Genomic DNA, 15017 nt, shown 5'->3' on the forward strand with positions numbered 1-15017 from the left:
AATGACAAGCCTCAACAGGCGCCGCAGCATCAAGGCCGCCGCCCTCGCCGGCCTCCTGGCCACGGCAGGCGCCGGCACCGCCTACGCCTACTGGTCCGCGGCAGGGGGCGGCTCCGGATCCGCCGCGGCGGGCACCATGCAGGCGGTCACCGTTGACGCCCTGGTGGCAAGCGACAGCCCTAAGACAACGCTCTACCCGGGCGGCAGCGCCGACGTCGTGCTCCGCCTTACCAATCCCAACCCCTACCCGGTCCAGGTCTACGGCGTGACTGCCAACGGGCCCGCCGCACCGGATGCCGCGCATCCGGGCTGCACCACCACGGGCGTCCGCTTCACCGGACCGGCCGCGCCGCTCTCCCCCGCAACCTACGTTGCCGCCAACTCGTCAGCACTTATCACCCTCCCCGGAGCGGCCACCATGGACACCACCTCCCTCGCCGCCTGCCAAGGCGCAACCTTCAGCGTCCCCGTGACGGCCGAGGTGCGGAAATGAGGTTCCCCTTCCGCCGCCCGTCCCGCCGGCTGCCCTGGATTGTCACCGCCCTGCTGCTCCTGCTGGGCACGGGCACCGCCGCCTACGCCTTCTGGGCCTCCACCACCAGCAGCAGCAACGCGGCCGCCGCCGCAGACTCGCTCTCCCCCGGCTCCAAGCCTGCCGTCAGTGCCACCGGCGCCGCGTTGACCGTCACCTGGGCCGGCGGCACCACCGTCAACGGGCGGGCCGCCACCGGTTACACGGTGGCCCGCTACTCCGCGGCCACCGGCGGCACGGCCACTCCCGCCACCGGCGGCTGCGCCGGGACCGTCACCACGCTCGCCTGCACAGAACAGTCTGTGCCTGGCGGCGTCTGGTACTACACGGTGACGCCGGCGATCGCCCTCTGGACCGGCGCCGAGAGCCCGCGCAGCAACGGCACCAGCAGCGATTCCACCGCACCGGTGGCCACCGTTTCGGGGATTTCACCCACACCCAATGCGGCCGGGTGGAACAACACGAGCCCCGTCACCGTGACCATCACGGCCGACGACGGCACGGGCGGGTCCGGCGTCGCGACCATTTCCTACGTGCTCGACGGCGGTGCGCAGCAGAGTGTGAACGGCGCTTTGGCGAGCGTTCCCGTCAGCGGCGACGGAACGCACACGCTCACGTACTTCGCCACAGTCAAAGTGGGCAATGCCGGGTCCGCGCAGAGCCAGGCGGTGCGGATCGACACCCAGGCTCCGGCCGCGCCCGGGCTCACCGTTCCGGCGTACGTCAATGCCGGCAATGTGTCCTCGGTTCCAGTGACCGGCACCGCCGAAGCCGGGTCCAAGGTCACCCTGGTGGCCAGCGACCCCGGTTCCGCGCATTCCGTGCCGGTTACGGTGACTGCCTCCGGCACGGGCACCTGGTCCGCCGCACTGGATCTGACCAGCTTGAACCAGGGAACCGTCAGCTACTCCGCCACGGCCGCGGACGCTGCAGGTAACACCAGCGCCGCCAGGACTGCCGCCTCCACGAAGGACACGGTGGCTCCGGCCGCGGCGCAGAGCCTTAGCGTTCCGGCGTACGTGAACAGTGCCGGGGTTGCTGCGGTTCCGGTGTCCGGCACTGCCGAAAGCGGCGCCTCCGTAACCGTTTCAGCCACCAGCCCGGGAACTGCCACCCCGGTCACGGGCACCGCCACCCCTTCTGCATCCGGTTGGTCGCTGAACCTCAACCTCACGTCCCTCAAGGACGGGACGGTCACCTACACGGTGACCGCGACCGATGCCGCAGGCAATACCAGCGCCCCAGCCACTGCGACAGACACGAAGGACACGGTGGCACCAGCACTGACCATCACGGCGCCCATGTACGTGAACATGAGCAGCAATGTTGCCGCGGTGCCGGTAAGCGGGACCACTGAGGCGGGGACCCTGGTGAACGTGACCGTCCGGGATTCCGCGTTCAATAGCGTGCTCAAGCAGGCAACGGTATCGGGCACGTCCTGGTCAGCAACGATGGACCTGTCCGGACTCAAGGACGGAACCCTGACCTACACGGCGACAACTGCCGACGCTGCAGGGAACTCCGGCACAGCTACGGCGTCCGGCATCACCGCGAAGGACGTCATTGCCCCGGCGGTTACAGGGGTCACGCTGGCCAACGGCGGCTCGACGAATACCAACAAGTCTTCCGCCGACACCGGGGACACCGTAACCCTCACCTTCTCGGAGAAGATGGACCTGACCAAGATCTGCTCTAACTGGACCGGCACCGCGGTGAACGGAACCGTGAAGATCGTGGACGCCGGTACCAACGACACGCTGGCATCCACCTTCGCCGGTTGCTCGGTGGGGACTATTTCCCTCGGGGGCAACTACCTCACCGGCGGGGACGCGGTGTTCGGAGCGCAAGGCACGGCGTCCACGCTCACGTGGGACGCTGCCTCGAACTCTCTGGTCATCAAGTTCGGCAATGCCCCCAACGGCAGTTCCGGCGCCGGCACGCTGAATGCGGGTGTCCCCGCCGGGCAGCCAAGCTACGGCCCGGTACAGACCTTCACCGACGTCGCGGGCAATCCGATTGGAACGTCCTCGTACACATCCCCGGTTGGTTCCAAGTCGGGCTTGGGCTAAACACCGCGGCGGCTCTCCTTCGACTTTCCGGAGGGGAGGCGCTGCTTGTATTTCAGTTCGTCCTCGGCGCAGGCCTTACCGGGGCGCGCCAGGAAAGTGGACCGCGTGGATCTGCCGGCTACTTCCGCCGGCGGACCACCAGCACGATGTAGAGGGCCACTGCCACGGCCACCAGCGTTCCCACGCTGGGACCCAGGGTTTGACCGGTGAGCATTCGGGGCCTCCTCTGCAGACCACAGGGCTACTGAGACCAGCCTACGCGCCCCCGGGGCTGCAATCAGGGGCGCGAGAAAGGGCGGGTCCCGGGCCGGGGCCGGATTAACTCGTGCGTATTGATAAACGCCGTGGTTCAATGGCGCTTGTGCACCCCAGCACAGTCAGGACCACCGAACACCAGGAGGACAGTATGGCTGGAATCAATGCGAAGTTCGACAAGGAATACCTCGACAAGGGCGTCGATGACTTGGCTGCGGCGCCGGTCGAAGCACTGAAGGGCCTCTCCGAGGGCGACGCTCAAAAGCTCAAAGAGGCGCTGAACATCAAGACCGTCAAGGACTTGGGGACCAACAAGTTCTTCCTTTGGGCGCAAGCCGTCAGCAAGCTCGCGGAGTAGCGGGCACCGCAACAGCAACAAAGGCAGCCCCTGGCACTCCATGTGCCAGGGGCTGTTTGCTGCCCGGGCCCACAGGGCCGATCCGGGAACAACAAATCTGCACAGCGGCTGCACAGCGGAGCCCCACACCAGGAACAGCCGGGGCCCGGATGCTTGAGTCATTCCCCTCCAGCGGAGGGCCGACCCAGAAGGAGCCCCACCATGAAGACCACCCTGAAGTCAGCGATTGCCAGCCTCGCCCTCGCCGCTGCGATCGGCGGCGGCGCCCTGGCCAGTGCCGCGTTGCCGGCCAATGCCGCCACCACGGACTCAAGCACCACCCAGTCCAGCACCGCCCCGTCCACCACTCCGGCTCCGCGCGACGAATCCAAGGGCGGGCACCAAGCCAACGGCATCACCGAGACGCTCCTGACCGGCGATACCGCAACCAAAGTGACGGATGCAGCCTTGGCAGCGAACCCCGGGGCCACCATCCAGCGCGTGGAGAACGACGCCGAGGGCGCCACGTACGAGGCCCACATCGTCAAGGCGGACGGAACCCGCGCCACCGTCTACCTGGACGCCTCCTTCAACGTGACCTCCACTGACACCGGAGGCCCCGGCGGCGGCCAGAAAGGCTGATTCCACCGCAACGTAAACCAACGCAACTTCCCCGCTGGGCCCGGCTTCCTTGCAAAAAGGGGCCGGGCCCAGCGGCTTGACCGCGGCTGCCGGCGCCGGCGTGGACACGTAACAGCACTGCAGGGGTACCCGCTCCCGGCGGACCTGAACAGGTAGTGACTGGGAAAATCCGAAGGTCAGCACAGGTACCCCCTGAATTAGTTCGAGTACTTACTACTCATGACGGGTCAGGGATCCTCCCAATAGGCTCTGCAGACCGGCCACGAGCTGTGTGCTGATAGACGCTGGGGTTTGGGTGCCCGCACGTGACCGGATAAGAACTGCTGCCGGACCACACTGACGTGGCCGGCTTTGGGGTAATCCGATCAAGCGCGGGAGAGCTGTGATGAAGATTAAGCGTTCTGTTATTTGGCTGGCCCAGTTACTGGCCCTGGCCGCCGTCCTCACCGCGACAGTCCTGGCGGCGCCAGGCAACGCGGCGACGGACACCACCTACGGGCATCCGAGCATCACGTATGCGGGTGCGGGAAACCCTCCCACCTCGGACAAGCCCCAGAGCAAGCTGTGGTGGAATGACGGGTCGTGGTGGGCGGATATGTGGACCACCGGCAGCGGATGGCACATCTACCGTCTGGACCGCGGAACAGAGACCTGGGTTGACACCGGCCTGCTGAATGACAGCCGCACCAACACCCTGGCGGACACCCTGTGGGACGGCACGCACTTGTACATTGCCTCCCATGTGGTCACGGTATCCACCGAAGCGGCGCCGCAGGCCTCGGTTCCCAACCAGCCCGCCTACCTCTACCGGTACAGCTACGCCAACGGCAAGTACACGCTGGACAGTGGGTTCCCGTCAGTGATCGCCCCCAACAGCAGCGAATCCATGACCATCGACCAGGACAGCACCGGCACCATCTGGGCCACCTGGACTGAAGTGGCCGGAGACGCAACCAACGGTTTCACCAACACCGTTTACGTCAATAACTCAGCACCGGGCGGCGCCACCTGGTCCACCCCGTTTGTGCTTCCCGTTGCCAACCCGCACCCGGCGGCCGACGACATTTCTTCGGTCATCGCCTACGGCAACAAGAAGATCGGCGTGATGTGGACCGACCAGCTCACCGGATCCGTCTGGTGGGCCACGCGCACCGACGGAACCGCGCCGGCGTCGTCGTCATCGTGGAAGGTCCAGGCAGCCGTCAAAGGCAACGGCCAGGCCGATGACCACCTGAACCTGAAATCGCTGCAGGCCGACTCCACCGGGCGGGTGTTCGCGGCAGTGAAGACCAGCCTGGACCAGGTATCCACCGACCCCACGCTTCCGCAGCTCCTGATGCTCGTTTTCAAGCCGGGCACCGGGGCCTTCACCCAGACCACTATTTCCACCCTCGGTGACTGCGTGACGCGCCCGCAAGTGGTGCTGGACCCCGAGAACAACCTCCTGCATGTCTTCCAGACCGCACCGCCCACCTCCGTCAGCGGCTGCAACTACACCGGCGAAGCCGGCAGCATCTATGAAAAGACCGCCTCCATGGACAACCCCGTATTCGGGGCAGGCCGCGGTACCCCCGTCATCCAGGACCCGACGTCCCCCAACATCAACAACGTGACCACCAGCAAGCAGCCGGTCACCAGCGCATCCGGCCTGGTGGTGCTGGCCAGCGACGACGTGGCCCAACGCTACTGGTTCTCCGACCGGCCGCTCACCGTTGCCCCTGCCCCCACAGTTCCGGGTACCTTCGTGCCCGTGACTCCCACCCGGCTGCTGGACACCCGGAATACGGCGCCCGTGGGCTCGTTCTCATCGGTGTCCTTCCAGGCCGCAGGCGTAGCCGGGGTTCCGGCGAACGTCTCCGCCGTGGTCTTCAACCTCACCGTCACCCGTCCCACGTCGTTCGGGCACATCATCGCCTACGCCTCCGGCACCCCCATCCCGGTCACGTCCAATGAAAACTTTGTGGCCGGAGAAACCATCCCGAACAACGTCACCGTCCCCGTGGGGGCAGATGGCAAGATCACCCTGCAAAACAACTCACCCGGCACCACGGACCTGATCGCGGACATCGCCGGCTACTACATCGCCGGAAGCCCAAGCGTTCCCGGAGCGTTTGTTCCCGTTGCCCCCACCCGGCTCCTGGACACCCGTAACACCGCACCGGTGGGCTCGTTCTCATCGGTATCCTTCCAGGCCGCCGGCGTGGCCGGGGTTCCGGCGAATGTCTCCGCGGTGGTCTTCAACCTCACCGTCACCCGTCCCACGTCTTACGGGCACATCATCGCCTACGCCTCCGGCACCCCCGTCCCGGTCACGTCCAATGAGAACTTCAACGCCGGAGACACCATCCCGAACAACGTCACCGTCCCTGTAGGGGCCGATGGCAAGATCACCCTGCAGAACAACTCGCCCGGCACCACGGACCTGATCGCGGACATTGCCGGCTACTACATTGCCGGCACCCCAACCGTTCCCGGGGCCTTCGTACCCGTCACGCCCACCAGGCTCCTGGATACCCGCAACACCGCACCCGCGGCATCGTTCTCGCCAGTGTCTTTCCAGGCTGCCGGCGTGGCAGGCGTGCCCGCAAAGGTCTCGGCGATCGTCTTCAACCTCACCGTGACCCGCCCGCAGTCCTACGGACACATCATCGCCTTCGCCTCCGGAACACCAATCCCGGTGACGTCCAACGTGAACTTCAGCGCCGGGCAGACCATCCCGAATAATGTGACCGTTCCCGTCGGAGCCGACGGCAAGATCACCCTGCAGAACAACTCGCCCGGCAGCACGGACCTGATCTCCGATATCTCCGGCTACTTCATCGCTGGCACCGCGCCGTAGGGCCAAGCCGCTTGCACGGCTGACCAAACCGAACCAATCCACTGAGCCCGGCACCCTTACCAAGGGGGCCGGGCTCAGCGGCTTAACCGGGTCACCCGGCGCTGGAGGTGGGCACCGGTACAGCCGTGGCCCCGTACCCGGCGCCAGTGGTGGGTGCGGGAGTCGCATTGTCAACGGACGACGTCGGCTGCCCGCCTTCCACGGACTGGGCCGCCGGTGCGGTGGCCGCCCCGGTCCCTGCCGGGGCGGGTGCGAAGGTTTCGCCGGGTGCCGTCGCGGGGACTGCAGCCGGGCCGCCCGGCACCGCCGAGGTGGTGGGGCCTGGCGCGGGGGTGCCGCTCGGGGTGGCTGACGCCGGGGACGTTGCTACCGAGGTCCCTCCCGCAACGGAGTTCCCCTTGACGATGGCAGTGATCTGCTCCTTGTAACCGGACAGCGTCGCCTGGATCTCAGAGAGCGGCACGTCCTGGATGTGCCGCCCGTATTCGGCAATCTGCGCCCACAGGGCCTCCAGTTGCTGCTTGGCCGCCGCATCCAGCGGACCGTCGAGCGTGAGGACCAGTTGGCTGGCCAGTGCATAGGTCAGGCAGTCCAGGCAGTTGTAGTTGGCGGCCGCGGAGAGGTTCTGCGGCACGATGACATTCGCCTGGCCCACCACCAGCACCACCTGGAAACCGACGGCCACGGCCGCGCACCCCGTGCAGTTGGCGAAAGCATACGCCTCGTTGGTGTTGGTCACCGGTTCCCCGTCCTCAGCCCACACCAGCGCGAACGCCACGCTGTAGGCCACGGAGCCGTCGGTGGTGTTGACGGCGAGCGCCTGGTTTCCGCCGGCGGCCGGCGCGGAGGGCCGGTCGAACGGGAAGACCCACGACGGCGCAGAGGCGGGCGCGGCCCCGCCGGAAGCAGCGCTGGACGATGCGCCGGGCGAGGTTGCGCCCACCGGTACCAGCACCATGCTCAGCTGCGGGTTGTCCCGTGTGGGCTTGGCGGCTCCGGCCGGCCACAATGCAACGGTCCGCCCCGCACCGCCCTGCCGCAACTCCCCGTCGTCGCGAACAGGAAGGATGGCCCGGGTGGCATCGCCCAGCGTCCCGCGTTCGTACGCCTGCACCGGGCGGTACGTCCCGGCGTCGGGCCACCACGCCCAGGCCAGCCCGGCAAGCAGGACCGCCACGGCACCCATGGCGATGGTCCGCTGAACCAGGTTGCCGCTGGTTTTCTGCCATAGACCTGTTACCAGTTGCCGCAGGAGCCTGGCCAGGATGTACAGGACGCCCAGCACCGGTACGGCCACCACCACCATGGCCAGCGCCCGCGCCGCCACGCCCAGGACGTCGCCGGACGCAAGGCTCGCCGCCAGAGCTTCCTGTTGTTTCCCGACGCCGGCCCAGCCGGTGGCCAGCAGCCGCGGCAGGGACATCACCATCATCACCATGCTGAAGAGCAGCACCGGTACGGTGACCAGGACCCAGACGGTGACAACGGCACGCGCCCACGGCTTGAGGACCTTGCTTTCCGGGTTCCCCCACCGCCACGGCAGGATCCCCAGGAGGGTGGGCTTGATCCGCTGGAAGAGGTCAGGCACGCCGGTGGCGTCCGCCAGGATGTGGTAGCCGTCGTACTTCACCAGCGGGATCAGTTGCCGGACCATTTGCAGGATCTGGGTGACCACTACCAGCAGGAGCGCGTCGAAGCCGGTGGCCCACCACAGGGCCATGATGGCCACGGCCACGATCGCGTTGAAGTACAGGCCGCCGAGGTCGGTGCGGATCCTGCCGCCGCGGCTCAGCCGGTACGAGTCGGTGACGTCGGTGAAGAACGCCGGCCACAGCAGGTACAGCCCGGCGCCCATGGCCCCGGGTGTTGCGCCGCCCTTGCGGGTGGCCGCGGCGTGGCCGAACTCGTGGAAGCCGGCGGACAGGATGGTGACGGCCAGGATCAGCAGGAGCATGGCCGGCTGGGCAAACGCCTCGTGGGTGGCCGAGCCCAGGCCCTTGACCATCAGCACACACCAGCAGGCCGCCAGGAACGCCGCCGTTACAACCACCACGATCAGGGGATTGAACAGGACCGCGAACGGGGCGGTGATCCTGCGGGTGCGTTCGGGATCGGAGACGATGTAGCGGAACCGCAAACCCAGGAGCGGGTTCGATTTCTTGACCTCGGGCTGGGTGCCGTCGGCAAGCCGGAGCAGGCCCATCGGCAGCAGCTGCGAATCCATCAGGGTGCGCACGTTCTCCGCACTGACCAGCCGCCCGGACCCTTCGCTGGCGTGCCGGGCAATTCCTTCCAGGTCGCGCGTCCCGTCCGCAGCTTCCAGCACCAGGTAAAGAAGCCGTGTCAGCTGCAGGGTCTGGCCGTCGCCGCGGCGCACCAGGGCGGGCGGCTCCCGGTAGCCGGAGCCCTCTGCCGTGCCAAGCAACTGCACGCCGTCCGCCAGGGCCGGAAGGTGGGCTCCCGCCGTCGTACTTCCTTGGCCCGGCGGTTCCTGCGCGAGGGAAACGCGTGACGACGGCGGGCCCGCCTCGGAAGGCGGCCCGCCGTGGGTTTGGGTCATCTTGGCTTACTGCTGCAGGTTGGACTGCTGGCCGGCCGTGGCGTTGGCCGCGCCGTCGATGTGCTGGGCGATGCTGGCGCTCTGGTCCGAGATGGCGTAGGACTGGCTGCCGATCGAGCCGATGTTCGCGGCCACGGAGGCATCGATGGGAGCTGCCACGTTGGCGTTCGCGGCTACGGCACCGTTGATCGGTGCGGCGATGGCAGCATCGGCGTTCAGGTTCACGTCCACGTTGAGCAGGTTGCCGTTCAGCGCACCGGCCGCACCGGTGACACCACCGGTGCCGGTGGGGGCCGGTGCGGTTCCGGCGGTTGGATCGGTGGTCCCGGCTGTTGGATCGGTAGTTCCGGTGCCTGTGCTGCCGTCGCCCTGCCCGATCACACTGTCCTGGGCGGAGTTGGCATTGGCGTCTGCAACGATGCCCTGATCGATCGCGGCATCCTGGTGTGAGAGCGCCTGGGCATCGGAGCCGAAGGAAAGGATGTTGGCGGAGGCGGAGGCATCAATGGGGGCCGCCACGTTCGCGTTGGCCGCGACGGCCAGGTCTATGGGAGCTGCGGTGTGGAGACCCAGGTCCAGGTCCGCGTTCAGGTCCAGGACCGATGCCACTTCCTTGTCCGGCAGGGCGGTGGCCTGCTCCGACATCAGTTCTTCATCGGTGAGGGGACGCATTTCGTTGTCCATGCTTGGGAGACCTCCGGTGCGGCGCGGGTGCTCTGCCCCCAGCGGGCAGCCCGCGCCCCACAATAGTAAGCATGATTAGCAGTTTTGCGAAGGACTGCAGCACCCCCGCATCCTGCCCGGGCAGGTACCGGGGCGGGTGTATGCAAAGCGGCCGGCCAGCGCTACGGTCAGGACTGACAGACAGTCCACCTTTCCGTAACAAACCAAGGAGCCCCCATGCCAAAGCCCACTTTTGCCCCCGGTGATCCCTGCTGGGCGGACCTCATGACCTCGGATCCCGAACGGTCCCGCGAGTTCTACACCCGCCTGTTCGGCTGGATGTACGAGGAAGGCGACCAGGAGAAGTACGGCGGATACATCACAGCCCTTGCCAACGGCTTGCCGGTGGCCGGGATGATGAAGAACGACGGCGAATCCGGCTACCCCGACGTGTGGACGACGTATCTGCGCGTGGAGGACATCAACGCCACCGCCGAGGCCGCAGTGGCAGCCGGCGGACAGGTGTTCATGCCGCCCATGGAGGTTCCCGAGCAGGGCCACATGGCCATGTTCGGCGACACCGGCGGCGCCGCCATCGGGGCCTGGCAGTTCGGCGGCCACACCGGCTTCCAGGCCGCGGGCGAGCCCGGCACCCCGTACTGGCATGAACTGCACACCCGCAACTACGCGCCGTCGGTGAAGTTCTACCAGGACGTCTTCGGCTGGGAGACGGACGTCATGAGCGACACCGAAGAGTTCCGGTACACCACGCTCGGATCCGGTGATTCCTCCCGTGCCGGCATCATGGACGCCTCCTCCTACCTCCCTGACGGGGCGCCGTCCAACTGGCAGGTGTACTTCGCGATCGAGAACACCGACGCGGGAGTGGACATTGCCACGTCACTGGGCGGCCAGGTTATATATCCCGCTGAGGACACGCCGTTTGGCCGCATCGCGGCCCTGACCGACCCCACCGGTGCACTGTTCAGGATCGCCCAGCGCTAGGTTCCGGGCCTTTCGCCCGCCGCGGGGTCAGGCCAAATCCTCGAAACTGTCCTCTCCCGGACGCCAGACCATCCATGCGCCGTCCGCGAATCCGTGCAGCTCGGCGATCTCCACGAAGACCTCGTCCTTGGCCGGGCGGATATGGATCGCACCCGTATCGAGGCCAATGCGAATGCCGTCAGAAGTGGCTTCGGCGGTTGACACCACAACGCCGGGTGTCAACCGCCGCAGCGCATCAGCATAGCCAAGGTCCCGTTCATGCCAACGGCGCCCGGCCTGCTGGATTACCGGCCACACATAGCAGTTAAGGGTCAGCGGGCCGGCTCCGGGGGCGCCGTGGAACCGCAGCTGCACGTAGTCGTTGAGGACGAACTCCACCGAGTACAGCCGGTCCCCCACCAGCCGCGACAGCAGCTCATTGGGCACATAGGGCTTCCCCATGGCCGCACCCCCTTTCGCCGGGCCGAAAATACGACTCTAGCCAACAGGGAGCCGGGCACCCGCACCTCCCCGACGCCGCGCGACAGACGTGCAGTACGTCCCGGAAAACATGAGCGCCGGAAATATGGGTACGCCACAGGAATGGAGTACACGTCAACGGCTCAATGCAGCCCTGAGGAACGGAGACCGGGTTGGAATCACTGCCCCTTGCAGTCCTCCTGCTGATATTTGCCGCAGCGGCGGCCGTAATCTGGGTGGCCGGGATCCAGCTGTCAAAACAGACTGACATCCTCGATGACCGGCTGCACCTGGGGTCCGCCCTGGGCGGGCTCATCCTGCTCGCAGTCGCCACGAACCTGCCCGAAATCGCCATCACGGTCTCAGCTGCCGCGTCGAACAATATCGGCGTCGCGGTAGGGAACATCCTGGGTGGCATCGCCATCCAGACGGTGGTCTTGGTGGTGCTCGACGCCCTGGGCACCAAAGGCGGCCACCCCCTCAGCTACAGGGCAGCGTCCCTGACACTCGTGATCGAGGCGGTCACCGTCGTCGCCGTCCTGGGCGTGGTGATTGCGGGCAGCCAGATGCCCGGCAACCTCGTAGCCTTCCGGCTCACGCCCGCGGCGGTACTCATCACGGCGATCTGGATTATGGGACTTATCCTCGTCCAACGCTCCCAGAAAAGCCTCCCTTGGCACGAACAGGGTGATGCCCCGGGCGCCCAGGACAAACCCAGGGGCCACTCCAAAAAGCAGAACAGCGAGCAGAACAAGCACCTGCGAACCGGCACATCAGTGCTGATCTTCAGCGTCGCGGCGCTGGCCACGCTGGGGGCCGGTGTGGTGCTGGAGCGCAGTGGAGACGCGATCGCCGGCCACATCGGGCTTTCGGGCGTACTGTTCGGTGCCACCGTCCTTGCACTGGCCACCTCCTTGCCGGAGATCTCCACCGGGCTGACGTCGGTCAAGCAGGGGGACTACAAACTCGCGTTCAGCGACATCTTCGGCGGCAACGCCTTCCTTCCCGTACTGTTCCTCGCGGCCGTGCTGATCACGGGAAAGCCGGTGCTTCCCCAGGCCCAGGCGACCGACATCTACCTCACGGCACTGGCCATCCTGCTGACCCTCGTCTACTTGCTGGGGCTGCTCTTCAGGCCGAAAAAGAAGGTGCTGGCCATGGGCGTGGACTCCCTGGTGGTGCTCGTGCTGTACCTGCTCGGCATCGCCGGACTGTTCGCCGTTGCCACAACCTCATAGGAACCGTTCCGGCGTCCGTCCACAGTTGCCCAATACGGGTACTGTCGGATCATGATCCAGTCAGCCGCTGTGCCGGCACTGATGTCTTCCCACTGGCTTGGGATTCCCATCGCCGCAGCCGGCGCGGTCCTGCTCGCCCTGGGAACGCTGTTCCAGCACCGGGCCGTGGAAGACCAGCCGGCCGCGTCCGGGCGTGCATCCGGAAGCATGGGCGGCGGACGCCTCCAGGCCCTGGTCCGCCGCCCGGCATGGCTGGCCGGGACGGGGATGCTGGGCGCAGCCATCCTCCTCCAGCTGACCAGCCTCAGGTTTTCCCCCCTGATCGTGGTGCAGCCCATCGGCGCCGTGGCATTGGTGGTCACCACCCTCGCTACCGCCCGGATGACCCGCAAGCCGCCCGGGCGCCGGGCCCTCACCGCCGTCGCCCTCTGCATTGCCGGAGTAGCCGTGTTCGTCACCGTGGCGGCATTCTCTGCGGAGGACGTGGAGATCAGCGACCACCACCTGGTCACCATCCTGATCGTGCTCGCCGTCGTCCTCGCTTGTGTGGGGGTGGCGTACGCCCGGTGGCGCCACCGCTCGGGCGCGGTGGTGTTCACCGCCGGGGCCGGGATCCTGTTCGGGTTCGTCGCAGCCCTGGCCAAGACCGTGATCGCCCGGCTGTTCCAGGGCGACTTCGAATGGCTGTCACTGACTTGCCTGGCGGGGCTGCTCGTCGCCGCCCTGTCCGGCAGCTTCCTGGTCCAGAACGCCCACACCCGGGGAACATCCGAGCTGGTGGTCGCCGGCCTGACCGTCATCGACCCGCTGGTGGCCGTCGCCATCGGCGTCACCATCCTCGGCGAGGCAGCCGCAGCGCCCCCGCTGGCCATCGTCCTGTTCCTGCTGTCCGGGGCCACCGCGGTCGCCGGAGTCTTCCTGCTGGCCACGGTCAAGAAACCGGTCCGGCCAGGGGTCAGACGATGACCGTCAGGCGACGGATTATTCGTTCTCGCGGACGTACTCCTCGGGGCTGACGTCCTGGGCTTTGATGCCGGAAGCGTGTTTCGACTCAAAGATCGCGAAGGACAGGCCGAGGCGGTGGCGCAGCTCCAGGGACGCGTGCTGCCGGAAATCGGTCAAGCCTTCGCGTTCTTCCTCTGCCATGTGATCGCCGTTGACCTCATTGACCTTGGCCAGCGCCTTCCACCACTCCTGCGTGCCGGCCTGGTGCCGGGCGACCTCACTGATGGCGTCCCGGATTTCATTGTGGTCATGGATGGCATCGGTGGTCTCGTCCTCCGGGGAATCCTTCCCGCCGGCCCCCTCCCCCAACGTCAGCAGTTCGGGGTAGAACAGTTCCTCTTCACCTTTGGCGTGGACCTCCAGCAGGATGCGGAGTTGGTTCCACACGGCCTCGAGGTCGGACGGCTCGGAGCCATGCATCTCGTCGAGCAAGGCGAACCGGCGCCGCTGTTCGTGGTGGTCACTCAAAATAACTTCAACGATGTCCATGGTGGTCCTTTCGGCGGGAGATGTACCTGTCAGCACTAACTCCCAAGGTACCCATTTGTGACGCCGCCACCCGGTAAGCCAGGATGCGCCGACCGCATGGCCGCGCGAGGCCCTCTGGTTGCCGGGTCCGGGCATGAGTCACAACCGGTCCACGTGGGCCGCCGCTACGAACAGTTGGGTAGGGGGCGGGTTGGCCCATGTCGGTCCAGGAGTCTTTACGAAGGGTGTATCCATGAATTCCCACAGCTGGCCGCAAGCGGCGCACCGGCATATGGCGCGCGGGGCGGCTGTTAGTGCGTTCCTGATGCTGGTTCTGTCCGGATGCACCACTGCCGTGGGTGGTGCATCAGCCTCCGGCAGCGCTTCAGCACCCCCGGCCGCTTCATCTGACGCATCTGCCGGTGCCCATGCTGGTAGCGGTTCACCGTCCCCGTCGGCATCTGGTTCTTCCGGCGATGCCAAGGATGGCCCCTCGGCCGCGGCAGCGATGGTGTGCGGCGATGAGACTCGGGAGAACATCGTCAAGGCCCTCTCCCTCACATCCGAGCCCGCCACCACAAATTCCTGGGCGGACAAGCTCTATACGTGTACCTACGCACTCCCTGGCGGCCCCCTGGTCCTCACCGTTAAAGAAGCACCGGATGCCCAGTCAGCCGCTGCAGATCTCGCAGGGCGGCAGAATTCCTCCGCCGGGGCCGCTCCCATTGAAGGGCTGGCCAATCTCGGTTTTGCCGCCTTCCAGACCCCGACTTCGGCGGTGTTTGCCAAGGACAATTTCGTCCTTGCCGTTGACGCGACCGCCCTCCCCGCCACCGTGGGCCCGCATGGCGTTTCCAGGGATGCCTTCGCCTACCATGTGGCAACCGCCGTGCTCGCCTGCTGGTCCGAATAGCCAGGCCCGGGCGGTCTGCGGAGGAATTTCCT

13 protein-coding genes are annotated in these 15017 nt (G+C 66.7%); 9 read left to right on the forward strand and 4 right to left on the reverse strand.

Going from position 1 to position 15017, the window contains the following annotated elements:
• Position 1 precedes the first annotated feature (1 nt).
• The 5 genes from QRN53_RS20130 to QRN53_RS20150 all read left to right on the forward strand — a co-directional run bounded on the left by QRN53_RS20130 (position 2) and on the right by QRN53_RS20150 (position 6674).
• A complete protein-coding gene (locus QRN53_RS20130; protein WP_285245574.1) occupies positions 2–493 on the forward strand; it encodes a hypothetical protein in 492 nt (163 codons plus the stop codon).
• Positions 490–2601: an Ig-like domain-containing protein gene (locus QRN53_RS20135; protein WP_285245575.1), complete on the forward strand. Its 2112-nt coding sequence runs from the start codon at positions 490–492 to the stop codon at positions 2599–2601. Before QRN53_RS20130 ends, QRN53_RS20135 begins: the two co-directional genes overlap by 4 nt.
• A gap of 406 nt (positions 2602–3007) precedes the next feature.
• Complete coding sequence (locus QRN53_RS20140) at positions 3008–3214, forward strand: hypothetical protein (protein ID WP_285245576.1); 207 nt, start codon at positions 3008–3010, stop codon at positions 3212–3214.
• A gap of 201 nt (positions 3215–3415) precedes the next feature.
• Positions 3416–3835, forward strand: a complete 420-nt coding sequence (locus QRN53_RS20145) for a hypothetical protein (RefSeq protein ID WP_285245577.1) — start codon at positions 3416–3418, stop codon at positions 3833–3835.
• Positions 3836–4220: 385 nt separating this feature from the next.
• The gene (locus tag QRN53_RS20150) at positions 4221–6674 is read left to right on the forward strand and encodes a hypothetical protein (RefSeq protein ID WP_285245578.1); all 2454 of its coding nucleotides are present in this window, start codon (positions 4221–4223) and stop codon (positions 6672–6674) included.
• A gap of 91 nt (positions 6675–6765) precedes the next feature.
• On the opposite strand, the gene QRN53_RS20155 is transcribed toward QRN53_RS20150, so the two are convergent.
• Entirely contained in the window at positions 6766–9234 is a 2469-nt protein-coding gene (locus QRN53_RS20155) for a hypothetical protein (protein ID WP_285245579.1), read from the reverse strand.
• A gap of 6 nt (positions 9235–9240) precedes the next feature.
• The gene (locus tag QRN53_RS20160) at positions 9241–9918 is read right to left on the reverse strand and encodes a peptidoglycan-binding protein (RefSeq protein ID WP_285245580.1); all 678 of its coding nucleotides are present in this window, start codon (positions 9916–9918) and stop codon (positions 9241–9243) included.
• 216 nt (positions 9919–10134) lie between these two features.
• On the opposite strand from QRN53_RS20160, the gene QRN53_RS20165 reads away from it, so the two are divergent.
• Complete coding sequence (locus tag QRN53_RS20165; RefSeq protein WP_285245581.1) at positions 10135–10902, forward strand: VOC family protein; 768 nt, start codon at positions 10135–10137, stop codon at positions 10900–10902.
• A gap of 27 nt (positions 10903–10929) precedes the next feature.
• Here the strand turns inward: QRN53_RS20165 and QRN53_RS20170 are convergent, their stop codons facing one another.
• The gene (locus QRN53_RS20170) at positions 10930–11343 is read right to left on the reverse strand and encodes a hypothetical protein (RefSeq protein WP_285245582.1); all 414 of its coding nucleotides are present in this window, start codon (positions 11341–11343) and stop codon (positions 10930–10932) included.
• A 191-nt stretch (positions 11344–11534) separates the two neighbouring features.
• Here QRN53_RS20170 and QRN53_RS20175 point away from each other — a divergent pair, with 191 nt between their 5' ends.
• Together QRN53_RS20175 and QRN53_RS20180 are read left to right on the forward strand one after the other, a co-directional pair.
• Entirely contained in the window at positions 11535–12599 is a 1065-nt protein-coding gene (locus QRN53_RS20175) for a sodium:calcium antiporter (RefSeq protein WP_285245583.1), read from the forward strand.
• Between the two features lie 51 nt (positions 12600–12650).
• A complete protein-coding gene (locus QRN53_RS20180) occupies positions 12651–13565 on the forward strand; it encodes a DMT family transporter (RefSeq protein ID WP_285245584.1) in 915 nt (304 codons plus the stop codon).
• Positions 13566–13580: 15 nt separating this feature from the next.
• Here the strand turns inward: QRN53_RS20180 and QRN53_RS20185 are convergent, their stop codons facing one another.
• Complete coding sequence (locus QRN53_RS20185) at positions 13581–14093, reverse strand: hemerythrin domain-containing protein (protein WP_285245585.1); 513 nt, start codon at positions 14091–14093, stop codon at positions 13581–13583.
• A gap of 487 nt (positions 14094–14580) precedes the next feature.
• On the opposite strand from QRN53_RS20185, the gene QRN53_RS20190 reads away from it, so the two are divergent.
• Entirely contained in the window at positions 14581–14985 is a 405-nt protein-coding gene (locus QRN53_RS20190) for a hypothetical protein (protein WP_285245586.1), read from the forward strand.
• Positions 14986–15017: the final 32 nt, after the last annotated feature.

The organism is Pseudarthrobacter sp. fls2-241-R2A-127, from assembly GCF_030209355.1.
In the GTDB taxonomy this organism is placed as follows: Bacteria; Actinomycetota; Actinomycetes; order Actinomycetales; family Micrococcaceae; genus Arthrobacter.

What these genes read in the sequence shown, in the direction of transcription:
- QRN53_RS20155 (WP_285245579.1), bottom strand. Translation starts at nt 9,234, where the DNA reads ATGACCCAAACCCACGGCGGGCCGCCTTCCGAGGCGGGCCCGCCGTCG.
- QRN53_RS20140 (WP_285245576.1), top strand. Translation starts at nt 3,008, where the DNA reads ATGGCTGGAATCAATGCGAAGTTCGACAAGGAATACCTCGACAAGGGC.
- QRN53_RS20135 (WP_285245575.1), top strand. Translation starts at nt 490, where the DNA reads ATGAGGTTCCCCTTCCGCCGCCCGTCCCGCCGGCTGCCCTGGATTGTC.
- QRN53_RS20165 (WP_285245581.1), top strand. Translation starts at nt 10,135, where the DNA reads ATGCCAAAGCCCACTTTTGCCCCCGGTGATCCCTGCTGGGCGGACCTC.
- QRN53_RS20190 (WP_285245586.1), top strand. Translation starts at nt 14,581, where the DNA reads ATGGTGTGCGGCGATGAGACTCGGGAGAACATCGTCAAGGCCCTCTCC.
- QRN53_RS20180 (WP_285245584.1), top strand. Translation starts at nt 12,651, where the DNA reads ATGATCCAGTCAGCCGCTGTGCCGGCACTGATGTCTTCCCACTGGCTT.
- QRN53_RS20130 (WP_285245574.1), top strand. Translation starts at nt 2, where the DNA reads ATGACAAGCCTCAACAGGCGCCGCAGCATCAAGGCCGCCGCCCTCGCC.
- QRN53_RS20170 (WP_285245582.1), bottom strand. Translation starts at nt 11,343, where the DNA reads ATGGGGAAGCCCTATGTGCCCAATGAGCTGCTGTCGCGGCTGGTGGGG.
- QRN53_RS20150 (WP_285245578.1), top strand. Translation starts at nt 4,221, where the DNA reads ATGAAGATTAAGCGTTCTGTTATTTGGCTGGCCCAGTTACTGGCCCTG.
- QRN53_RS20160 (WP_285245580.1), bottom strand. Translation starts at nt 9,918, where the DNA reads ATGGACAACGAAATGCGTCCCCTCACCGATGAAGAACTGATGTCGGAG.
- QRN53_RS20145 (WP_285245577.1), top strand. Translation starts at nt 3,416, where the DNA reads ATGAAGACCACCCTGAAGTCAGCGATTGCCAGCCTCGCCCTCGCCGCT.
- QRN53_RS20185 (WP_285245585.1), bottom strand. Translation starts at nt 14,093, where the DNA reads ATGGACATCGTTGAAGTTATTTTGAGTGACCACCACGAACAGCGGCGC.